We start from the raw sequence: 20195 nt of genomic DNA, 5'->3' as shown, positions 1-20195 counted from the left end.
CGACATGGGTTGATGTGGTTTGAATTACTTAAACAAAATCGCACGGAATTCGCAGTTTATATGAGGAGAGGCCTTAACTAATGAGCCATCGCGAACAGGAAAGTTCCGCACGGGAAGCCATCAAGTTGTTGATTGGGCGACCAGAAGGCGATGACAGCGTGAACTTGTTTGTCGAACATCACTTGTCAGCACTCGAAGCCGATTACTTTTCAGACACCTACGGAACCCCAACGCCCGAGCCGACCAAGATTGTCGATTCTCTAGTATTGGTCGATTCTTGGAGTTCGGAGGACGGTGGCAGCCTAGATACGTTCGATTTCAGCCTTCCAGAGAATGTGACCAACTACCTCTTGTCGGTTCGGTTTGTTGACGACGAAGTCCAAGAAATTTCGATGGAAAGCTGACGACGTTTGGCGAGGCACCGAGTCGAATCGTTTCGCAAAATAGGTTCAAAGCAGGCCAACCTGAATTGAAGTCTGTCCTTCTATTCCTATCCCTGTGCCCGATCAGACAGCTGCTCCGTATCGGAGTGGGGTGGAGCAGGTGCACGGCCTTTCACACGGTTCGAAACCTCTGCCACCACAGGGGATAAAATGTTACGGCGCTTCAAATCGGGCGCTGGTGCGGCACCTTGACTTGAGGCCCGGATATCGCAGCGACGTCATTTGGGGTTTGGAATTCCGCCAAAACTTGATCCCGGTCAAAGTGTGCCTGCGAGTCATCTTCTAAGCTCTTGTCAAACAACGCATTGAAGGAGCGCACACATGTCCCATACCCCGCATGAACTGGCCGAGGAATTCCCCGAAAAAGCCGCTCTGATGAGCGATCTCAAACAGTCAGACGCGCATTTTGCAAAGCTTTCGGAGGAGTACCACGAGGTAAACCGCGCCGTGCACCGCGCCGAAACCAATGTGGAGCCGGTCTCGGAGCAAGCCGAAAGCGAGCTGCGCAAGACGCGCGCCGCCCTCAAGGATGAGATCTGGGGCATCCTGTCCAAGGCCTGAGCCTTCCTGATGAACACCAAGGGTCGCCCGGATTTGGGCGGCCCTTTTGCATGACTAGTTGACCCGGTAGGGCAGCACGCTGCGCTCATTGGTATCGACCGACAGGCGTCGCTCCAGCGGCGGCACCGAGCGCTGGTGGCAATGCTGGCGCTCGCAAATTCGGCATGAAATGCCGATGGGTTCAAAGGCCGAGGCCTGCGTCACATCCAGCCCATCCGCAAAGACCAGCGCATCCGCGTGGCTGACCTCGCAGCCCAGCGAGATCGCATAGCGCCGCACCGGTGCCCCGAACGATCCGCCCGGTTTCGACACATCCCGCGCCAGTGAGATATAGCGCACCCCGTCAGGTGTCTCGGCTAGCTGGCGCAAAAAACGCCCCGGCGTCTCAAACGCCCGGTGGACGTTCCACAAGGGGCAGGCACCGCCAAAACGGGCAAATTGCAGCCGTGTGGCAGAGTGGCGCTTGGTGATTGTGCCAGCCTGATCGACGCGCACGAAGAAGAACGGAATGCCCTTGGCGCCGGGGCGTTGCAGGGTGGAGAGGCGATGCGCCACCTGCTCGATCGAGGCACCAAAACGGATCGCCAGCAGCTCCAGATCGTGGCGGCAGGATTGCGCGGCCTCCAGAAACCTTGTGTAGGGCATCAGGGCCGCGCCCGCGAAATAGTTGGCAAGGCCGATCTTTGCGATGGAGCGCGCTTCTTCGGTCTGGAACTTTGCAAAGTCCAGCGTTGCTTCCAGCAAATCCCCGTAGCGCAGCAGCGCCAGTTGCAAGAGCATCTGGAACAGCCGCGTTTGCGGCGCGGAGCGATGCGAAAGCGCCAGCACTTTGGTCTCCGGATCATAGGCGCGCAGCCCCTCCATGTCGCGCAGGGTGAGGGTGACGCCGATCTGTTGCAGCGCGGCCTCGGCGTTCATACGTGTGTCGCCGCTGCCTGAAAACCGCTCGGCCGCGCGGTCCACGGCGTCGATATAGTTGTCGCAGTAGTGAAAGAAGTCGCGGACCTCTTCCCAGGGGCTGGCCTGAATGCGCGCATCTGCCCGCCCCAGCGCCTCATCGAGCGAGGCAAGCCGTTCATGGGTTTGCCGGTAAGCGCGGTGCAGGCTGAGGAAAGCGCGGGCGAGCGCTGGCGCGTTAGAGGCGGTCAGACGCAGATCGGCAAGCGGCGGCACATCATCGGCAAAGACCGGATCGGCCATCGCCTCGCGCATGTCGGAAATCAACCGCTCGCTATCCCCAGACGACAGCTCCGTTACATCCAGCCCGAACTCCTGTGCCAGCGCCAGAACCACGGTGGTGGACACGGGCCGGTTGTTGTTCTCCATCTGGTTCAGATAGGGCAGCGAGACGCCGAGCTTGGCGGCAAATTCCTTCTGGGTGAGGCCGATCCGGTTGCGCATCTCGCGCAGCTTCGCCCCGGCATAGAGCTTTTGGGTGGCCATGTGGCGTGCCTTTGCAAATTGAGCTGGTCTATTTGTATAACTGCAAATTCACGCTGGCAAGCCGTGGTGACCCGAGCTGTGGCCTTAGAGAACAACCCGAAAGGGCGAGGGGAGACCTCCCGCCCACGGCCCCTGCTTTGAAAAAGCAAGGTCCGCAGTTGGGCCGAGCGCGGCGCGCGCCCCGGCAGGGGCGCGCGCCGCGCGGGTCGCTTCGGGCAAAGCCCGAAGCGAAACACCTCTGGTCAGGCAGAAATGTCAGGTGAAAATATCAGAAGGATCAGGCCGCAAGGCCCAACTGCCGCTCGCGGCGCATCACATAGAGGATGGCGATCAACCCGCAGACACCGCTTGCAAACATGATCTCCAGAAGCGGCGAAGCATCAGAGCCGGGCACCAGCAGCCAGCTTGCCGTGGCCGAGAGCGCCGCACCGGCGCCGATCATGATCGCCGATGACAGCCCCGCAGCGGTCCCTGCCAGATGCGGGCGTACGCTGATTGCGCCGGTGGTGCCGTTCGGGATCGCCATACCGTTGCCGAGCCCGACAAAACACATCAGCCCAAAGAAGGTCCAGACCGAGTCCATCCCGACCAGCGTGATGGTCAGCGACAGCCCGACGCCAAAGATGTTGATGATCGCGCCCCAGAACACCATCGCATTGATCCCGAACCGCTCCGAGTAGCGCCCGGACAGGAAGTTGCCGAGGAAATACCCCAGCGCCGGGGCCGAGAAATAGATCCCCAGCTGGGCGCTGTTCAGCCCGTAGACATTGGTGCCCACAAAGGGGCTGCCGCCGAGATAGGCAAAGAAGCTGCCCGACGACAGGCCCGCCGCCAGGGAGTAGCCCCAGAAACGCGGCGAGCGCAGCAGCGCCGGGTATTCGCGAAACTGCGCGATCAACGGCTTGCCGCTCGCGGTCGCGGTCTCGCCAAAATCGGCGTAGAAGATCGCCAGCGTCACCGCAGCGGCGGCAAACAGCAGCCAGAAATTCGCATGCCAACCAAAGGCCTGATCCAGGATCCCGCCAAGCGCTGGCCCCACCATCGGCACCACCGTCATCCCCATGGTGACATAGCCGATCATGCTCGCGGCCTTGGGTCCTTCGTACATGTCGCGCACGGCGGCGCGGCTCAGCACCATGCAGGTGGCGACCACCGCCTGCGCCATGCGAAAGGCCAAAAATCCCTCGGCCGTGGTTGCAAAGATACAGCCCAATGTGGCCAGCAGGAACAATACCAGTGACGCCATCATCACCGGACGCCGCCCCATCTTGTCCGAAATCGGCCCGACAACGATCTGGATCACCGTGCTTGCGGCCAGATAAAGCGGCACCGACAGCGCGATCAGCCGATATTCAACCCCGAAATAGGTGGCCATGCCGGGCAGCGAGGGCTGAAAGATGTTCATCCCCAGGGCGGAAAGGCCGGAGAGCAGGATCAGGGTCCAAATGGTCGGTGGGGTGGTGCGGGTCACTGTACGTCTCGGTTTAGTTTACCTGTTCAGGGTCTAGGGCGCGGCGCGGTGCTTGTCCAATGAACCCGTCCCTAGGGTACAATTTTGCCCGACATCGCGGCGCTTGTCTGTGAAGCAGGTCACCAGGCGGCACGCGGCAGTCCGATCCGATGGCCGGGGCGGGGGCGATGGGTGAAATTTGCTGATTTGCTGATTAGCGAGCCGGCTATGCATTGTATTTGCAAATTTGCCATATTTGCCTTGGGGTCGATCCGGCGTCACGTTAGGGTCGGCCGCAACGAACCCGGTTCAAACACGTTCGAAACATTGGGCCCAAACTGATCAGGGGGCATTTGCCATGAAGGATATCCTTGCCGAACTCGAAGAGCGCCGCGAAAACGCGCGGCTCGGCGGTGGGCAGAAACGCATTGATGCACAGCACGCGCGCGGCAAGCTGACCGCCCGCGAACGCATCGAACTCCTGCTGGATGAAGGCAGCTTTGAAGAGTTCGACATGTTCATCAGCCATCGCTGCACCGATTTTGGCATGGAGAACAACAAGCCCGCGGGCGACGGTGTCATCACCGGTTGGGGCACCATCAATGGCCGGCAGGTCTATGTGTTCTCGCAGGATTTCACCGTGCTGGGCGGCTCGGTGTCCGCAACTCACGCGCAAAAGATCTGCAAGATCCAGGATATGGCGATCCAGAACGGCGCGCCCATTATTGGTCTCAACGATTCCGGTGGCGCGCGCATTCAGGAAGGCGTCGACGCACTTGCGGGCTATGCGGAAATCTTCCAGCGCAACATCATGGCCTCTGGCGTGATCCCGCAGATCTCCGTCATCATGGGGCCGTGCGCCGGTGGTGCGGTCTACAGCCCCGCGATGACCGACTTCATCTTTATGGTGAAGGACACATCCTACATGTTCGTGACCGGCCCGGATGTTGTAAAAACCGTGACCAACGAACAGGTCACCGCCGAGGAACTGGGCGGCGCCTCCACCCACACCAAGAAATCCTCCGTCGCCGATGCAGCCTTTGAAAATGACGTCGAGGCGCTGGCCGAAGTGCGCCGCCTGGTGGATTTCCTGCCGCTGAACAACCGGGAAAAACCCCCGGTGCGCCCGTTCTTTGACGATCCGGCACGGATCGAGGACAGCCTCGACACGCTGATCCCGGAAAACGCCAACACGCCGTATGATATGAAGGAACTCATCACCAAAGTGGCGGATGAGGGCGATTTCTACGAGATTCAAGAGGATTTTGCCAAGAACATCCTCACCGGCTTTGTCCGTCTGGAAGGACAGACCGTGGGTGTGGTGGCGAACCAGCCGATGGTGCTGGCAGGCTGTCTCGATATCGACAGTTCGCGCAAGGCGGCGCGCTTTGTGCGGTTCTGCGATGCCTTTGAAATCCCGATCCTGACCTTTGTCGACGTGCCGGGGTTCCTGCCGGGGACCAGTCAGGAATACGGCGGTGTCATCAAGCATGGCGCCAAGCTGCTGTTTGCCTATGGGGAGGCGACGGTGCCCAAGGTCACCGTGATCACCCGCAAGGCCTATGGCGGCGCCTATGACGTGATGGCGTCCAAGCACCTGCGCGGCGATTTCAACTACGCCTGGCCAACGGCAGAGATCGCGGTGATGGGCGCCAAGGGCGCCACCGAGATCATCCACCGCGCCGACCTAAGCGATGCGGAAAAGATCGCCGCCAAGACCGCCGAATACGAGGACCGCTTTGCCAATCCCTTTGTGGCGGCGGAGCGTGGTTTTATCGACGAGGTGATCCAGCCCCGATCCACCCGCCGCCGGGTGGCGCGCGCGTTTGCCAGCCTGCGCAACAAGAAGCTGCAAAACCCGTGGAAGAAACACGACAACATCCCGCTTTGATCGCACTCCATGGCACCCCGTTGGCATATCCTGCGCACTGACGGCGCTCTGACGCTCTGCCGTCAGCTGCCGGCGCGCTTTGATGTGGCGGCCAGCACCACTCTCCCTATGGGGGATCCGGTGCGGCTGGCGCATCAGATCCGGCAGGACATGTGGCGGACGCTGCAACGGGTGCGGGGGTTCTCTCCGGTGGTGCAGCTCACTGGTGAGGGCGATGTGATTCGAATCACCGCCGGCGGACGCGTTGCCGGACCGGTGGCGCCGGGTCTGAGCGCACAGATTGCCGATCTGCTGGCGTGCCCGGCGCATCGCGCCCGTTGGGTGGCTCAGGCGGGGCGGTCGGGGCGCGTGTTAAGATGACCTTAAGTCAACGTAAAAACGGCGTAATTTTCGGGCGATCAGATCACAAATCGCCGCTTGCGGGGGCGGGCTGTGCTCGGGAGTCCACAGGGTGCCAGGCGCTTCAGCACGGCGGGCCGGTGTTGCACAAATTTGTAACAGGGTTTGACACGAAGGCCGAATCGGTTGCATGCTCCGACCCAGCCGAAATCAGATCTTCTGGATCAGCGCGCGCCATCGGCGCAGCGCCCGCAGCCTCGGCAGGAGGAGCCCAATCTGATTGGGGTCGGGGCTGCGGCAATTTCGGGTGTTACACCGCATCACTGGATATGCACGCTCTGGTAGAGCAGGGGCGCAATCTGTGCCGGGCTTTGGTATTGGCCATGGGCCTGGGGCTGGCCGTGGCGCTGGGGCTGGCCGGTCTGGGCCTGCCGTCTGCCGCCGACGCGGCCTCCGACCAGTCAGAACTGGCGGGCGCAGCGGGCGACGGACAGGAGCGCGCGCGGATCCGGGTGCCCTCCGGCCAGCCTGTGTCGCTGTCCGAAGTGCTTCTGGACCGGGCCCCGGGCGCGCTTTGGGCGCGGTTCCGGTTTGTGGCGCCGGAGATCGCCAGCCAGACCAGCCAGGGCGCCAGCGCCACCGACATCGACCATCTCTGCGCCACGCTGGCGCTGCCCTATCTGGCCCATCACGACCTGCATCCGGAGCGGGTGGTGATCTCGCTGTCGGACCGCGCGCTGCCCTTTGGCCAGTCGGCCCCGGAGGCGACGCAGTTCTTTGAAACCTATCGCATTGAAGGCGATGCCTGCATCTGGGAGGGGTTCTGATGCGCCCATGCCCTGCGGATCGGCATTTTTCTGCGGTTTTCGCGCCACAACAGGCGCGGGCGGCGGAATTTGCATATAACCTTCAAACCAATGCCGCTATGCTGCGCGCAGGACGCAAATATGCGCCTCGGCCGGGGGGATTTCGATCCGCCGGGCTGACAGAGGTGCGGGCGCATGCCCGTGCAGGTTTCATCTATGATCTTAGGAGACTGACATGTCCAAGAGCATCAAGCTTTTCACCCTCGCAGGCCTCCTGGCCGCCGTCACCGCCTGTGCCGGCCAGCAGGAAGAAGAATTCGTCGTGGTCGAGCCCGAGCCGATCTCGCAAGAGCCGGTCTACACCGGCAAATACAAGTAAACACTTCAGGGGTCCGGCCCTGTGGCCGGACCTTTCCGACCTGCGGGGTGCCGGACCGGAGGCACTTCCATGTTGAAACATCGCGGCTTCCCCGGCCGTCTTCCGGGCACCGATTATCAATTTGTCATCCGCCGCCCCAATCCCAAGGGGGTGACGCCGATCACCCGGCGCGAACGGTTTCGCGACCGCAAGCCTGCGGACAAGCGGGCCGATGCGGGCTTCATGCGCGCGCTGTGGGAAAACTTTGGCGACCAGCCGTTCGAACGCGGCAATCTCGACGCAGGGCGGCTCAGCTGGCTGTTCGGGCGCGAGGTGCTGGCGGTGGACGATCCCTTTGATCCTGAAAGCTACGAGTCGCTCCTGGTGATCGACGTCGAGGTCGCGCGCCGCTCGTTCCCCGAGGCGTTTGAGGGCTGATCGCATGCGGGATCGGCGTCATATCACCCGAACGGGCCGTCCTGTGCAGCGGAAAGCCGCGCAGGGCCGTGCCCGAGCAGGGCGTCTCGGCGTCTTCCCGCTGGCGCAGTCGCAATTTGCGCGGGCGTGCGCCCAAATCAGCGCCGCGTTCACAGGCGGGTTTGCAGGGCGCGCAGAGGCTGACAGGCTGACAGAGCCTACACAGCCGTTTCGTCCCTTCTGGCTGATGTTCTGGCCCCAAAACCTGACTGGGCAGCTGCGCACAGCCCCGTGCCAGCTGCCCGCTTTTGGACTCACTGCATCTTCCGTATCTTGTTGCCACCAGGCCGAACAGCCCAAGCGCCGCCTGCGTGGCGAGACCGCCGGAGGGGCGCGGCATGCGGCCGTGTCGCCATGGGCGAAACGTCGCCACTTGCGCTGGATTAACGGGCGATCCGTCGCCCATCGCAACACCATGCGTGGAACATATCTGGACGCTCTGCGTTGTCTGAGCAAAGTGAGACCAAATCTCGCAGCTCGGCGAAAAGGAGTCTTCCGATGCGCAAATCCATTCTGGCCGCTTTCCTTGCAGGCACCGCGGTGCTTGCTGCCTGTGGCGATACCACGGGCGAGCAGGCGCTTTATGGCGCTGGCGCCGGTGCCGCAGGTGCGGCGCTGCTCAACGGCAGCCTTGTCACCGGCGCAGCCGTGGGCGCGGCCGGTAACCTCATCTACTGTCAGGAAAACCCGGGCCGCTGCTAAGCCGGCCTCGGGCGCGCGACCGGGTCGCGCGGCGCTGACATTTCGCTTTGGCGCGGACGCACCGCCGCCACGGGACATCCCCGTGCGCGGCGGTTTTTCGTGTGCGCGCCAGACCCATCAACACGGACCACAAGGGACAGCCCATGTTTGATAAGATCCTGATCGCCAACCGGGGGGAAATCGCCTGTCGCGTCATCAAGACCGCGCGCAAGATGGGCATTGAGACCGTCGCCATCTACTCTGATGCCGACCGTCAGGCGCTGCATGTGCAGATGGCGGATGAGGCGGTGCATGTGGGGCCAGCCCCCGCGAACCAATCCTATATCGTCATCGACAACGTCATGGCAGCGATCAAATCCTCGGGCGCGCAGGCGGTGCATCCGGGCTATGGCTTCCTGTCGGAAAACGCCAAATTCGCCGAGGCGCTGGAGGCCGCAGGCGTCGCCTTCGTCGGCCCGCCCAAAGGCGCGATCGAGGCGATGGGGGACAAGATCACCTCGAAAAAAATCGCCCAGGAAGCAGGCGTATCCACCGTGCCGGGCTACATGGGCCTGATCGCGGATGCCGACGAGGCGGTGAAGATCTCAAACGACATCGGCTATCCGGTGATGATCAAAGCCTCTGCGGGCGGCGGCGGCAAGGGCATGCGGATTGCATGGAACGACGAAGAGGCGCGCGAAGGCTTCCAGTCGTCCAAGAACGAGGCCGCGAACTCCTTTGGCGATGACCGGATTTTCATTGAGAAATTCGTCACCCAACCGCGCCACATCGAAATTCAGGTGCTTTGTGATGCCCATGGCAACGGCGTCTATCTGGGCGAGCGTGAATGCTCCATCCAGCGCCGCAACCAGAAGGTCGTCGAAGAGGCGCCCAGCCCCTTCCTTGATGAAGAAACCCGCCGCGCCATGGGCGAGCAATCCGTCGCGCTGGCCAAGGCGGTGGGCTATGCCTCTGCGGGCACTGTGGAATTCATCGTTGATGGCAACAAGAACTTCTACTTCCTTGAGATGAACACCCGTTTGCAGGTGGAACATCCGGTGACCGAACTCATCACCGGTGTTGACCTTGTGGAGCAGATGATCCGCGTGGCGGCCGGCAAGGAGCTGTCGATCACTCAAAATGACGTCAAACTCACCGGCTGGGCGATTGAAAACCGCCTTTATGCCGAAGATCCCTACCGCAACTTCCTGCCCTCCATCGGGCGTCTCACCCGCTATCGTCCGCCGGCGGAAACGGCGGCCTATACGCCCGGCGTGGCACCGGGGGATGCGGGCGATGTGGTCGTGCGCAATGACACCGGCGTCTATGAAGGCGGCGAGATTTCAATGTATTACGACCCGATGATCGCCAAGCTTTGCACCTGGGCGCCGACCCGTGAAGCGGCGATCGAGGCGATGCGCGTGGCGCTGGACAGCTTCGAGGTCGAAGGCATCGGTCACAACCTGCCGTTCCTCTCGGCGGTGATGGATCATCCGAAATTCGTCTCGGGCGATATGACCACCGCCTTTATTGCCGAGGAATACCCCGAGGGGTTCGAAGGCGTGAACCTGCCCGAAAGCGACCTGCGCCGGATCGCGGCGTCCTGTGCGGCGATGCACCGTGTTGCCGAAATCCGCCGCACGCAGGTCTCGGGCCGCATGGACAACCACGAACGCCGTGTCGGCAACAACTGGGTGGTGGCCATTGGCGATCACTCTTATGCGCTGCGCATCTCGGCAGATCCCGAAGGCGCCACCGTGCGGTTTGAGGACAAGAGCGAAATCCGCGTCAGCTCCGACTGGACGCCGGGGGACAGCCTTGCCCATGTGCTGACCGATGGTGCGCCCCTGGTTCTGAAGGTCGACAAGATCACCCAGGGCTTCCGCGTGCGCAGCCGGGGGGCGGACCTCAAGGTGCATGTGCGCCGTCCGCGTCAGGCCGAACTGGCCGCTTTGATGCCGGAGAAACTGCCGCCGGATACCTCCAAGATGCTCCTGTGCCCGATGCCCGGTCTGGTGGTGAAGATCCACGTCGAGGTGGGACAAGAGGTTCAGGAGGGCCAGCCGCTCTGCACCATCGAGGCGATGAAGATGGAAAACATCCTGCGCGCCGAGAAGAAATCCGTGGTCTCGCAGGTCAACGCCGGCGCGGGGGACAGCCTCGCGGTGGATGATGTGATCATCGAGTTCGAGTGATCCGGTGACTGCCGCGACCCGCATATTCCCTGATCCCATCCCGGAGCCGTCTGGCGCCGGGGCGGATCAGCTGTGCGGGTCAAAATCTCCGCAAAATCCGGCGCTTGCACCGGGTTTGTTAAGGCTTTCTGAAGGCGCTGTTCCTAGGGTCGGACAAAACACCTCGCCGAGGCGTCTGTCTGGCGCTGTTGCCTCGCGCGCTGATGATGCTGGAGATCTTGTCCGTGGTCGTTCCCTTTTCCCCATCCTCCTTGCGGCGCCTGATGCTCCGGGCCGCAGCGGCACCCGCGCTGGTTGCTGTGCTCCTGGGGTGCAGCCTCGATCAGGAGGAGGAAGTGCGCGCGCAGGTGCAGGACTGGGTCAAGCTGGGCGAGACCTATTATTTCTTTTCCCGGGTCAATTGCACCGCCGCCCTGTTCGAGGTGAAGGCGAGCCGTATCACCTCCATGGTGAAAAAGGTGCGCAACGTCGATGCGGGCATGCGTGCGATCACCGAGGGCGAGGCGGTGGCCTTCGAAATCCCGGGGATGTCGCCCACCGTCGTGACCGAAAAGATCATGACCCGCGATCTGCCGCAGGGGCTTGGGGTGCTGTCGTCGGGCACCGGCGGCAAGGATTGCATGGCGATCGAAATGGAAGAGGCCTATTTCAACGCCTTGCTGGACCCGACCTCGGTGCTGATCTTCGAACCGGAGGAGAAGTTCATGGCCGTCTTCGACCGTCGCAACAGGCGGCTATTCTTCTCGCGCGGGCGCAGTTCTTAGGGGCGCCGCAGGGGCAGCATCGGGCAGCGCGCGACGCCACCCGCTCTATCCGGACTATCCGGGCGGGTCAGCCGCCGCGCCGGTCCTCGATCTCGCGTTGGCGCATGGGCATCTTGTCGATGGTGCGACTCAGCTCCCGCACGCTCCACGGCAGCGGTTTGCGCAGCTTGACGCCGCCATCCTTGCCGATCAGCACCAGCATGAACCCGCGCGGGCGCAGTTTCTTGCGCAGTGCCGATTTGGCTGCCGGATCGGTGTCCACAAAGACCAGCACATCGCGTGTCATCAGGGCAGGGATGTCCTGCAGGAACTCGTCGATCTGTTCCTGGTATCGCGGATCGGCGGGGCTGTCGGCAAAGACCACCACCGGGCGGTGGGTCCAGCGGTATTCGCCGATCTCCACGTCATACCCGTCGCGGATCTCGAACGCGGGCTCGGCCGCCTCCGCCGACAGGTCTTCGGGTGCCGCATCTTCGCTGATCGCGGCCTCCGACAGGGTTTCGGCGGCCTGTGTCTCTTGCGCGGCAACGGCCACCGAAGACAGGGGCAGGGCGGCTAGGGCGGCGGTCAGGGCCAGGCTGTGCATTCTGTTCATACGCTCTCCTCTGACCAGAAATATATGTGCTCCGACCGTAAAAGCGACCGCAGAAACCGCTGTGGACACAAAAAAATCACCTTTCGTTAAGCAGGACAGAACCCCTTTTGCGCCAAGCTTGCCGCCGGAGCCCACGCCGGGGCCCGGGCCAGCGCAAGGAGAACCTGCAATGAAAGTCATTCTGCATATCGGTGCCCACCGCTGCGCGACGCGCAGCTTCCAGAACTACCTCACCCGCAAGGGCGATCACCTGTCGCAATACGGGATCGTGTCCTGGGGGCCGGAGCGCACCCGCAAGGGGCTGCTGCACGGGGTCCAGCCGGGCGCGGTGTCGGTGACGGGCCGGGATCCGGTCGAACGGGCCAAGGGGCGCATCGCCTTGCAGCTGGCGGCAATGCAGGAGGCCGGAACGGCGGCGCTGGTGATCTCGGATGCCAGGATGCTGGGCGCGCTGGAGCAGAGCCTGTCGCTCGGGACACTGTATCCCGGCGCCGGAGAGCAGCTGTCGCGACTGGACCATGCGTTTGACGGGGCGGTGACCGACGTCATGCTCAACATTCGCAGCCCCGAGAGCTTCTGGGCCTCGGCGCTGTCGCTGCGGCTGGAACAGTCCCTGCGTCTGCCCAATGCCCGCACGCTGGCGCGCATCGCAGCGTCCCCGCGCAGCTGGCGCGACGTGATCCAGGACATCTACTGCGCCATGCCCGGCGCCCGCATCCGGGTCTTTGCGCATGAGGTCTTTGCCTCCCAGCCCGAAGCACAGCTCTCGGCCATGACCGGCGTCGATTGTCCGCCCGCGCGCGGCAGCTTCCGCCTCAACGCCTGCGCCCGCCTGCCGGAACTGCGCAGCGACCTGCCGGAGCGTTTCGCCCGGGCCCTGCCGGAGGGCGACGGCCGCTGGATGCCGTTTTCCGAGGCCGAGGCCGCAAGCCTGCGGGAAAGCTACTATGACGATATGATGTGGCTGGTCGGCGGTGCCGACGGCCTCGCCGAACTGGTTGAAGATCCGAACAAATCGGACATCACAGCCACTCCCCCTGCTGCAGCGGACCGCGTGCCGCAGGATGACCTGACAAGAGGACAAATGCATGACCCAGACACCGGAAGACTGGCGGGCACTGGCTGAAAAGGAGCTCCGTGGCCGCCCGCTCGAGGATCTCACCTGGCAGACCCTCGAAGGCATCGACGTAAAGCCGATCTACACGGCTGAGGATACCGCAGACCTTGGCCATATGGGCACGCTGCCGGGCTTTGGCCCTTTCACCCGCGGGGTGAAGGCCACCATGTACGCCGGCCGCCCCTGGACCATCCGCCAATACGCGGGCTTTTCCACGGCCGAGGAATCCAACGCCTTTTACCGCCGCAACCTTGCCGCCGGTCAGCAGGGCGTCTCCGTCGCCTTCGATCTCGCCACCCACCGCGGCTATGACAGCGACCATGAACGGGTGATGGGCGATGTCGGCAAGGCGGGCGTGGCCATCGACAGCGTCGAGGATATGAAGATCCTCTTTGACGGCATCCCGCTTGATCAGGTTTCGGTCTCCATGACCATGAATGGCGCGGTGATCCCGATCCTGGCCAGCTTCATCGTTGCAGGCGAGGAGCAGGGCCACGACAAGGCGCTGTTGTCGGGGACCATCCAGAACGACATCCTCAAGGAGTTCATGGTCCGCAACACCTATATCTATCCGCCCGAGCCCTCGATGCGGGTCATTGCGGATATCATTGAATACACCTCAAACGAGATGCCGAAGTTCAACTCCATCTCGATCTCCGGCTACCACATGCAGGAGGCGGGCGCGAACCTGGTGCAGGAGCTCGCCTATACGCTGGCGGATGGGCGCGAATACGTCAAAGCCGCCATCGAGGCGGGCATGGACGTGGACAAATTCGCAGGCCGCCTGTCGTTCTTCTTTGCGATTGGCATGAACTTCTTCATGGAGGCCGCCAAGCTGCGCGCCGCGCGTACGCTCTGGCATCGGGTGATGACGGAGTTTGACGCCAAGTCTGACCGCTCCAAGATGCTGCGCACCCATTGCCAGACCTCGGGTGTGAGCCTGCAGGAACAGGATCCCTACAACAACGTGATCCGCACCGCCTATGAGGCGATGAGCGCGGTTCTGGGCGGCACGCAAAGTCTGCACACCAATGCGCTCGATGAGGCGATCGCGCTGCCCACCGATTTCTCTGCCCGAATTGCGCGTAATACCCAGTTGATCTTGCAGGAAGAAACCGGTGTCACCAATGTCGTCGACCCGCTCGCCGGCAGCTATTACGTCGAAAGCCTCACCGCCGAACTCGTCGACAAGGCCTGGGCGATGATGCAGGAAGTGGAGGAGATGGGCGGCATGACCAAGGCCGTGGCCTCCGGCATGCCGAAACTGCGCATCGAGGAAACCGCCGCGCGCCGTCAGGCGATGATCGACCGCGGCGAAGAGGTGATCGTCGGCGTCAACAAATACCGCAAGGACAAGGAAGACCCGATCGACATTCTTGATGTGGACAACGTCAAGGTGCGCGACAGTCAGATCGCCCGGCTCGAGCAGATCCGCGCCAGCCGTGATACGGCGGCCTGCGAGGCGGCTCTGGCCGAGCTGACCCGCCGCGCGTCCGAGGGCGGCAACCTGCTCGAAGCGGCGGTCGAGGCTGCCCGCGCCCGGGCCTCAGTCGGAGAAATCAGCATGGCAATGGAAAAAGAGTTCGGTCGCCACCGCGCCGAGGTGAAAACCCTCGCCGGTGTCTATGGCGCGGCCTATGAGGGCGACGAAGGCTTTGCCGCGATCCAGAAATCCATCGAGTCCTTTGCCGAAGAAGAAGGCCGCCGCCCGCGTCTTCTGGTGGTCAAGATGGGGCAGGACGGCCATGACCGGGGCGCCAAGGTGATCGCCACCGCCTTTGCCGACATCGGCTTTGACGTGGACGTGGGGCCGCTGTTCCAGACCCCGGCCGAGGCCGCGCAAGACGCCATCGACAATGACGTGCATGTGATCGGCATCTCCTCTCAGGCGGCGGGGCATAAGACGCTGGCACCGCAATTGATCGCAGAGCTGAAGGCACAAGGGGCCGAGGATATCATCGTGATCTGTGGCGGGGTGATCCCGCAGCAGGATTATGAGTTCCTGTATAAGGCAGGGGTGAAGGCCATTTTTGGCCCCGGCACCAATATCCCCACCGCTGCGCAGGACATTCTGGAGCTGATCCGCGATGCCCGCAGCTGACGCGAGGGGTGCGATATGAGCGATGCATCCCCCAAGGGCCGCTTGCACCTCTCGGGTCATCTCTTCTGCGCTTCGGCGCAGGAGCAGGCCCTGGTGGAGCAATATCTGCCGGAGCACATCCGCCTCACGCGGGCGGAGCCGGGGTGTGTCTCCTTTGAAGTGACGCAAACCGATGATCCATCCGTCTGGCGGGTGGAGGAATGTTTTGCTGATCGCGCGGCGTTTGACGCGCATCAACTGCGGGCAAGGGCCTCCCTCTGGGGTCAAAAAACGCAGGGCATACGTCGCGCGTATGACATCACCGAAGACTAGGGTCCTGATCCTAGGCGCTGGGTCTCATCCTGGCGGTGGCAGCCGACCCTCAACGAGAGGGTCGGCTGCGCGCGTCGCACCCAATGGGTGCGACGCGCCACGCCCAACGGGCGTGGTGGCATGGCACATGCCACCGGGACGGGCGGGAGCTGCCCCGGTTATCTCCTCGGTTACGCACGGTTGAGCCAGTCGGAGTAGCTGCGCACGCCAAAATCCGCATCTGGCTCATCTTCCAGCATATGCAGCATCTCGATGGAATGGCCGTCAGGGTCCTTGAAATAGATCGACATCGCAAGCATCCAGCCAAACACCACCGGCTCGGTGACCGGTGTTCCGCCAAAGCCAAGCGGCGTGATGCCCCGGTTCGGCAATACCTCGCAGGCGCTCAACACGGCGGATTTTGTCGCGCGAAACGCAAAATGCATCGTCATGCTCAGCGGCGCGCTGCCTGCCCCCCACAGCCCCAGCATGCCCACCTCCTTGGGGCCGGCCCAGACAAAGGCGACATTGCGCGCGGGCAAACGATGCGCCAGCTTTAATCCCAGCTGGCCGGTATAAAACGCCAGCGAACGGTCCAGATCCCGCACCGGCAGATGCGTCTCATAGATGCCAAGGATGTGGCTTGCGGCCCAGTCTTCGGGCGTCATAGGGTCGTGCATATTGAACTCCAGTCATCGTCGGTGCGCCCCAAGGGCTGCAGAGCAGCACAACCGGGGCGGCGACTCAGACGGTAATTCCTCAAGCTCACTTTAGATCAAGCACAAAACAACAAGACCGCCAGGCCTTTGCGACCCGCGCAATGCGGGTGTCCTTCCCCCTCGGATTTGCTAGGCTGCCGCTCAGGACCACACCGACCCAGCCAAGGGGCCTCACCATGGAACTCGACCATTTCGCCATTGCCGCCAACACGTTGGCCGAGGCCACCGCCCATGTCGAGGAGGCGCTTGGCGTGCCCCTGCAGCAGGGCGGGGAACATGTGGTCTTTGGCACCCACAACCGTCTTCTGGGGCTGGCAGACGGGCTTTATCTGGAGGCCATCGCCATCGACCCGGAGGCCACGCCGGAGCGTCAGCCGCGCTGGTTTGATCTGGACCGGTTTGCAGGTGCGGCCCGGATCACCAACTGGATCTGTCGCAGCGGTGATCTGGCCAGCACGCTGGCCGCGCTGCCGGTGGATGCGGGTGCGCCGGTCTCGCTCACCCGTGGGGATCTCAGCTGGCAAATGGCGGTGCCCAAAAGCGGCATCCTGCCCTATGACAACATCTTTCCCGCGCTGATCCAGTGGCAAGGACCGCACCCTGCACCGCGCCTGACGCAACAGGGCTGTAGCCTGCGTCGTCTGGTGGTCTCCCACCCGGAGGCGCAGGCTCTGGCAGAGCTGCTGCCGCTTGATGATGCGCGGGTGGTGTTTGAACCCGGCCCCGCCGCGCTACGGGCGGAAATCGACACGCCGCACGGACTGCGCCATCTGTCATGACCGCCGCACAGACGACGCGGATCAGACCCGCCCGCGACAGCGATACCGAGGCGATCACGCATCTGCAGCGCCACATCGTTGACACCACGCTTATGACCTTCGCCACAGAGGCGCGTTCGCTCAGCGACTGGCAGGATGATATCCTCTACGGTGATCCGCCCATTCTGGTGGCCGAAGATACGGATGGGGACTTCCTTGGCTACGCCACCTACACGGGCTTTCGCAGCAGCGAGGGCTATCGCCACGCGGCAGAGCTGTCGATCTACCTCTCAGAGGCCGCCCGTGGACGAGGGGCAGGGCGTAAGCTCCTGACAGAACTAGAAAACCGAGCCATTGACGGCGGCATCCACGTCATGGTCGCCGCCATCAGCAGCGCCAATCCTGCAGCCCAACAGTTCCACGCCGCCTGTGGCTACACAGAGGTCGGACGCCTGCCGCAGGTGGGGCGCAAATGGGAACAGTGGCTGGATCTTGTGCTGATGCAGAAAATTCTGCGTGAGGACGGCACTGCCCCGCCTGACAGCGCGGCCAATCCCGGCTAAACTGGCCGTATGTCACTCTGGACCCGCATAACCGAGGCGCTTGCGGCGCTGACGCAGGGCGAAAGCCTGGCCGAGGTGTTCGACCGCCTGCGCACGCCGCCGGAACGCTCCGTGGGCTTCACCATCGCGGTGATTGCGCTGGGGGCCAAAATGGCCAAGGCCGACGGGCAGGTGACCCGCGATGAGGTCGCCGCCTTTCGCGAGGTGTTCCAGATCGCCGCCGAGGATGAGGCGCAGGCGGCGCGGGTCTTCAACCTCGCCCGGCAGGATATCGCAGGCTACGACGATTATGCCCGCCGCATCCGGGCGATGTTCTCGGATGATCCCGAAACGCTCTGTGACCTGATGGAGGGGCTGTTTCACATCGCCATTGCCGACGGGTTCTATCACCCCAATGAGGACGTGTTCCTCGAGGAGGTGAGCCGCATCTTTGGCCAGTCCGAGGCGCAGTTCCGCTCGCTTCGGGCGCGCTTTGTCGAGGATGCCCCAAAGGACCCGCATGAGGTGCTGGGTGTGGCCCCCGGTACCCCGATGGAAGACATTCGCCGCATCTGGCGTCGGCTGGTGCGCGACAACCACCCTGACGCGATGATCGCGCGCGGTGTCCCGCAAGAGGCGATCCGGCTGGCCGAAAAGCGCATGATCGACATCAACCGCGCGTGGGAAGACCTCAGCGGCAAGGCTCAAGCCCGCGATCATGCGCCTGAGCACGTATAATATCGAATGGTTCGAGGCGCTCTTTGACGAGAGCGATCACTTGCGTCTGGATGAGGCCCCCTCCGCCCGTCACGAGGTCAGCCGCCGCGCGCAGGCCGAGGCCATTGCCGATGTGCTGCGCGCCATTGACGCCGATGGCATCACCATCATTGAGGGCCCCAACACCGGCAAACGTCAAAGCACCGTGCGCGCGCTCACGCGGTTTGCCGAATGGGGTGATCTGCGCACAAGGGACGTGGTGATGGGCTTTGCCAATGACACCCGTCAGGAAATCGCATTCCTGTTTGATTCCAATGTGATGCAGGCGGAACATGCACCCATCTCATCGCCCCGCGCGCCCCGGTTTGATGCGACGTTTGAAATCGATCTAGACGTGGATGCCAAGGCCGATATGGTGCGGTTTTCCAAACCCCCGATGGAGCTGATGGTGACCCCTGTGGAGGGTATGCCCTTTCGCCTGATCGGCGCGCATCTGAAATCCAAGGCCCCCCATGGCGCACGCACCCCGGAAGAAGCCCGCGCGATCTCCATTGCCAACCGCCGCAAGCAACTGGCGCAGGCGGTCTGGCTCAGGGGGCGGGTGGAGGACCATCTGGAGGCGGGCGATCCGATGGTGGTGATGGGTGATCTGAACGACGGCCCCGGCCTTGACGTCTACGAGGCGCTCTTTGGCCGCTCTTCGGTGGAAATCATCATGGGGGCAGAGCTGTTTGACCCCCACGCGCGCCATTTGCTCCGGCCCAATCAGCAGGGGCTGCCGACCTCGGCGCGGTTCTATAACCATCTGGAAGGGCGGTATTTTCAGGCGCTGCTGGATTACATCATGATCTCGCCGCCCTTGCAGGCGCATCAGCCGAAATGGCGCATCTGGCACCCGTTTGAGGATGCCGCCTGCTATGGCACGCCCACGCTCTACCAGGCGCTCCTGATGGCGTCAGACCATTTCCCGGTCACGCTGGATCTGGCGTTTGCCTCCGCCTAATCCTGCGCGTTTTCCTCTGTGATGCTGGCACGCAGCCAGTCCAGCACCGCGCGCACCGCGTGTTTGTGCTGGCCGCTGGTCTCACCCGCCGGGGTGACGATCGCCTGCAAGCCGTTGGACACACGCACAAACCCCAGCGGCGCAATCAGCCGCCCCGAGGCCAGATCATCCGCCACCAGCCGCCGCTCTGCCACTGCCACGCCAAGCCCCGCTGCCGCCGCCTCCAGCGCGAGGATGTGATGCGGATAGGCGCTCTCACGCGTGGCAAGCACGGCCACGCCGCTCAGACGGCGCCACGCGTCCCAGGATTGCGGCGCGCCCGCGTGCACCAGCCGCAGCTCCGCACGCCAACCCTCGGGTGATTGCACCAGCGGATAGCCCGGCGCGCAGACCGGACCATAAGAGGTATCGCCAAGGATTTCGGGCCTGCGCGTGTCCCGCAGAGGGCCACGCAGGCGGTCATAGCTCAGGATCAGATCATAGGTGTCGCGCATGTCGCGGTGGGGTCCGGACATCAGCAGATCCACCTCCACATCCGGGTGCTGCGCATAAAACCGGGGCAGGCGCGGGGTCAGCCAGCGGGTGGCAAAGGTGGCGCTCACCGCCAGTCGCACCCGGCGCTGGTCCTGCTGCTGTCGCAACTGCTGCGCCACATGATCGAGCCGGTCCAGCATGGGCCGCAGCTCCGCCTGCAACTGTGCACCACGCTGGGTCAGCCGCAATCCGGTGCCGTCTTTTTCAAACAACGCGCCACCCAGATCTTCGCCCAGATGGCGCAGCTGCTTGCTGATGGCGCTATGGGTCCGGCCCAGTTCGGCGCCAGCAGCGGTCACGGACCCGAGCCGGGCAGTGGCCTCGAAGGCGGGCAGGGCGGAGAGGGGCGGCAGATGTCTCATATGTTCCTGAATGGACCAGAAGGCGGGAAAAGAACTCAATTTTTCTGA

Annotated in this window: 22 protein-coding genes; 17 read left to right on the top strand and 5 right to left on the bottom strand. The window is 63.1% G+C overall.

Features of this window, described 5'->3' with window-relative positions; genetic code table 11:
* Positions 1 to 80: 80 nt before the first annotated feature.
* Entirely contained in the window at positions 81 to 404 is a 324-nt protein-coding gene (locus tag ACXAF5_RS12980) for a hypothetical protein (protein ID WP_474946897.1), read from the top strand.
* A gap of 360 nt (positions 405 to 764) precedes the next feature.
* Positions 765 to 1004 carry an HP1242/YdcH family protein gene (locus ACXAF5_RS12975; RefSeq protein WP_065322120.1) on the top strand — a complete coding sequence of 80 codons (240 nt, stop codon included), beginning with the start codon at positions 765 to 767 and terminating at the stop codon, positions 1002 to 1004.
* A 54-nt stretch (positions 1005 to 1058) separates the two neighbouring features.
* Here the strand turns inward: ACXAF5_RS12975 and ACXAF5_RS12970 are convergent, their stop codons facing one another.
* Entirely contained in the window at positions 1059 to 2447 is a 1389-nt protein-coding gene (locus tag ACXAF5_RS12970) for a helix-turn-helix domain-containing protein (protein ID WP_474946896.1), read from the bottom strand.
* A 277-nt stretch (positions 2448 to 2724) separates the two neighbouring features.
* Complete coding sequence (locus ACXAF5_RS12965; protein ID WP_474946895.1) at positions 2725 to 3918, bottom strand: multidrug effflux MFS transporter; 1194 nt, start codon at positions 3916 to 3918, stop codon at positions 2725 to 2727.
* Between the two features lie 337 nt (positions 3919 to 4255).
* Between ACXAF5_RS12965 and ACXAF5_RS12960 the strand changes: the two genes are divergently transcribed.
* The 8 genes from ACXAF5_RS12960 to ACXAF5_RS12925 all read left to right on the top strand — a co-directional run bounded on the left by ACXAF5_RS12960 (position 4256) and on the right by ACXAF5_RS12925 (position 11408).
* On the top strand, positions 4256 to 5788 hold the full coding sequence (locus ACXAF5_RS12960) for an acyl-CoA carboxylase subunit beta (RefSeq protein WP_474946894.1): 1533 nt from the start codon (positions 4256 to 4258) through the stop codon (positions 5786 to 5788).
* Positions 5789 to 5797: 9 nt separating this feature from the next.
* Entirely contained in the window at positions 5798 to 6148 is a 351-nt protein-coding gene (locus ACXAF5_RS12955; protein ID WP_474946893.1) for a hypothetical protein, read from the top strand.
* Positions 6149 to 6456: 308 nt separating this feature from the next.
* Entirely contained in the window at positions 6457 to 6954 is a 498-nt protein-coding gene (locus tag ACXAF5_RS12950) for a DUF6497 family protein (protein WP_474946892.1), read from the top strand.
* A gap of 214 nt (positions 6955 to 7168) precedes the next feature.
* On the top strand, positions 7169 to 7312 hold the full coding sequence (locus tag ACXAF5_RS12945) for a hypothetical protein (protein ID WP_239321125.1): 144 nt from the start codon (positions 7169 to 7171) through the stop codon (positions 7310 to 7312).
* A gap of 69 nt (positions 7313 to 7381) precedes the next feature.
* Positions 7382 to 7729, top strand: coding sequence for a hypothetical protein (locus ACXAF5_RS12940; RefSeq protein WP_239321128.1), 348 nt, complete (start codon positions 7382 to 7384; stop codon positions 7727 to 7729).
* Positions 7730 to 8266: 537 nt separating this feature from the next.
* On the top strand, positions 8267 to 8470 hold the full coding sequence (locus ACXAF5_RS12935) for a hypothetical protein (protein ID WP_239321130.1): 204 nt from the start codon (positions 8267 to 8269) through the stop codon (positions 8468 to 8470).
* 143 nt (positions 8471 to 8613) lie between these two features.
* The gene (locus tag ACXAF5_RS12930; RefSeq protein WP_474946891.1) at positions 8614 to 10644 is read left to right on the top strand and encodes an acetyl-CoA carboxylase biotin carboxylase subunit; all 2031 of its coding nucleotides are present in this window, start codon (positions 8614 to 8616) and stop codon (positions 10642 to 10644) included.
* Positions 10645 to 10868: 224 nt separating this feature from the next.
* Positions 10869 to 11408, top strand: coding sequence for a hypothetical protein (locus tag ACXAF5_RS12925; RefSeq protein WP_474946890.1), 540 nt, complete (start codon positions 10869 to 10871; stop codon positions 11406 to 11408).
* Between the two features lie 67 nt (positions 11409 to 11475).
* Here ACXAF5_RS12925 and ACXAF5_RS12920 read toward each other — a convergent pair whose 3' ends face one another.
* The gene (locus tag ACXAF5_RS12920) at positions 11476 to 12003 is read right to left on the bottom strand and encodes a DUF4174 domain-containing protein (protein WP_239321139.1); all 528 of its coding nucleotides are present in this window, start codon (positions 12001 to 12003) and stop codon (positions 11476 to 11478) included.
* Positions 12004 to 12172: 169 nt separating this feature from the next.
* Between ACXAF5_RS12920 and ACXAF5_RS12915 the strand changes: the two genes are divergently transcribed.
* Genes ACXAF5_RS12915 through ACXAF5_RS12905 form a run of 3 tightly spaced genes read left to right on the top strand, consistent with a single transcriptional unit; the run spans position 12173 to position 15533 of the window.
* Positions 12173 to 13129: a hypothetical protein gene (locus ACXAF5_RS12915; RefSeq protein WP_474946889.1), complete on the top strand. Its 957-nt coding sequence runs from the start codon at positions 12173 to 12175 to the stop codon at positions 13127 to 13129.
* Positions 13092 to 15221: a methylmalonyl-CoA mutase gene (gene scpA / locus ACXAF5_RS12910; protein ID WP_474946888.1), complete on the top strand. Its 2130-nt coding sequence runs from the start codon at positions 13092 to 13094 to the stop codon at positions 15219 to 15221. The genes ACXAF5_RS12915 and scpA overlap by 38 nt, the downstream gene beginning before the upstream one ends.
* A gap of 15 nt (positions 15222 to 15236) precedes the next feature.
* Complete coding sequence (locus ACXAF5_RS12905) at positions 15237 to 15533, top strand: putative quinol monooxygenase (protein ID WP_474946887.1); 297 nt, start codon at positions 15237 to 15239, stop codon at positions 15531 to 15533.
* A gap of 170 nt (positions 15534 to 15703) precedes the next feature.
* Here the strand turns inward: ACXAF5_RS12905 and ACXAF5_RS12900 are convergent, their stop codons facing one another.
* On the bottom strand, positions 15704 to 16192 hold the full coding sequence (locus ACXAF5_RS12900; protein ID WP_474946886.1) for a VOC family protein: 489 nt from the start codon (positions 16190 to 16192) through the stop codon (positions 15704 to 15706).
* Positions 16193 to 16407: 215 nt separating this feature from the next.
* Between ACXAF5_RS12900 and ACXAF5_RS12895 the strand changes: the two genes are divergently transcribed.
* The 4 genes from ACXAF5_RS12895 to ACXAF5_RS12880 are packed head-to-tail and all read left to right on the top strand — an operon-like array spanning position 16408 to position 19251.
* The gene (locus tag ACXAF5_RS12895; protein WP_474946885.1) at positions 16408 to 17010 is read left to right on the top strand and encodes a VOC family protein; all 603 of its coding nucleotides are present in this window, start codon (positions 16408 to 16410) and stop codon (positions 17008 to 17010) included.
* Entirely contained in the window at positions 17007 to 17552 is a 546-nt protein-coding gene (locus tag ACXAF5_RS12890; protein ID WP_474946884.1) for an N-acetyltransferase family protein, read from the top strand. The genes ACXAF5_RS12895 and ACXAF5_RS12890 overlap by 4 nt, the downstream gene beginning before the upstream one ends.
* Before the next feature lie 9 nt (positions 17553 to 17561).
* Positions 17562 to 18269 carry a molecular chaperone DjiA gene (locus ACXAF5_RS12885; RefSeq protein WP_009176686.1) on the top strand — a complete coding sequence of 236 codons (708 nt, stop codon included), beginning with the start codon at positions 17562 to 17564 and terminating at the stop codon, positions 18267 to 18269.
* On the top strand, positions 18250 to 19251 hold the full coding sequence (locus tag ACXAF5_RS12880; protein WP_474946883.1) for an endonuclease/exonuclease/phosphatase family protein: 1002 nt from the start codon (positions 18250 to 18252) through the stop codon (positions 19249 to 19251). Before ACXAF5_RS12885 ends, ACXAF5_RS12880 begins: the two co-directional genes overlap by 20 nt.
* Here ACXAF5_RS12880 and ACXAF5_RS12875 read toward each other — a convergent pair.
* Complete coding sequence (locus ACXAF5_RS12875) at positions 19248 to 20147, bottom strand: LysR family transcriptional regulator (protein ID WP_474946882.1); 900 nt, start codon at positions 20145 to 20147, stop codon at positions 19248 to 19250. The two genes, ACXAF5_RS12880 and ACXAF5_RS12875, sit on opposite strands and share 4 nt — an antisense overlap.
* Positions 20148 to 20195: the final 48 nt, after the last annotated feature.

The organism is Epibacterium sp. ABV4_022 (assembly GCF_056159345.1).
This window is presented reverse-complemented; position numbering and strand designations above follow the sequence as displayed.

Excerpts from the sequence above, each read along its gene's own strand:
- ACXAF5_RS12980 (WP_474946897.1), top strand. The coding sequence starts at position 81 with ATGAGCCATCGCGAACAGGAAAGTTCCGCACGGGAAGCCATCAAGTTG.
- ACXAF5_RS12975 (WP_065322120.1), top strand. The coding sequence starts at position 765 with ATGTCCCATACCCCGCATGAACTGGCCGAGGAATTCCCCGAAAAAGCC.
- ACXAF5_RS12970 (WP_474946896.1), bottom strand. The coding sequence starts at position 2,447 with ATGGCCACCCAAAAGCTCTATGCCGGGGCGAAGCTGCGCGAGATGCGC.
- ACXAF5_RS12960 (WP_474946894.1), top strand. The coding sequence starts at position 4,256 with ATGAAGGATATCCTTGCCGAACTCGAAGAGCGCCGCGAAAACGCGCGG.
- ACXAF5_RS12955 (WP_474946893.1), top strand. The coding sequence starts at position 5,798 with ATGGCACCCCGTTGGCATATCCTGCGCACTGACGGCGCTCTGACGCTC.
- ACXAF5_RS12950 (WP_474946892.1), top strand. The coding sequence starts at position 6,457 with ATGCACGCTCTGGTAGAGCAGGGGCGCAATCTGTGCCGGGCTTTGGTA.
- ACXAF5_RS12945 (WP_239321125.1), top strand. The coding sequence starts at position 7,169 with ATGTCCAAGAGCATCAAGCTTTTCACCCTCGCAGGCCTCCTGGCCGCC.
- ACXAF5_RS12940 (WP_239321128.1), top strand. The coding sequence starts at position 7,382 with ATGTTGAAACATCGCGGCTTCCCCGGCCGTCTTCCGGGCACCGATTAT.
- ACXAF5_RS12935 (WP_239321130.1), top strand. The coding sequence starts at position 8,267 with ATGCGCAAATCCATTCTGGCCGCTTTCCTTGCAGGCACCGCGGTGCTT.
- ACXAF5_RS12930 (WP_474946891.1), top strand. The coding sequence starts at position 8,614 with ATGTTTGATAAGATCCTGATCGCCAACCGGGGGGAAATCGCCTGTCGC.
- ACXAF5_RS12920 (WP_239321139.1), bottom strand. The coding sequence starts at position 12,003 with ATGAACAGAATGCACAGCCTGGCCCTGACCGCCGCCCTAGCCGCCCTG.
- ACXAF5_RS12915 (WP_474946889.1), top strand. The coding sequence starts at position 12,173 with ATGAAAGTCATTCTGCATATCGGTGCCCACCGCTGCGCGACGCGCAGC.
- scpA (WP_474946888.1), top strand. The coding sequence starts at position 13,092 with ATGACCCAGACACCGGAAGACTGGCGGGCACTGGCTGAAAAGGAGCTC.
- ACXAF5_RS12905 (WP_474946887.1), top strand. The coding sequence starts at position 15,237 with ATGAGCGATGCATCCCCCAAGGGCCGCTTGCACCTCTCGGGTCATCTC.
- ACXAF5_RS12900 (WP_474946886.1), bottom strand. The coding sequence starts at position 16,192 with ATGCACGACCCTATGACGCCCGAAGACTGGGCCGCAAGCCACATCCTT.
- ACXAF5_RS12895 (WP_474946885.1), top strand. The coding sequence starts at position 16,408 with ATGGAACTCGACCATTTCGCCATTGCCGCCAACACGTTGGCCGAGGCC.
- ACXAF5_RS12890 (WP_474946884.1), top strand. The coding sequence starts at position 17,007 with ATGACCGCCGCACAGACGACGCGGATCAGACCCGCCCGCGACAGCGAT.
- ACXAF5_RS12885 (WP_009176686.1), top strand. The coding sequence starts at position 17,562 with ATGTCACTCTGGACCCGCATAACCGAGGCGCTTGCGGCGCTGACGCAG.
- ACXAF5_RS12880 (WP_474946883.1), top strand. The coding sequence starts at position 18,250 with ATGCGCCTGAGCACGTATAATATCGAATGGTTCGAGGCGCTCTTTGAC.
- ACXAF5_RS12875 (WP_474946882.1), bottom strand. The coding sequence starts at position 20,147 with ATGAGACATCTGCCGCCCCTCTCCGCCCTGCCCGCCTTCGAGGCCACT.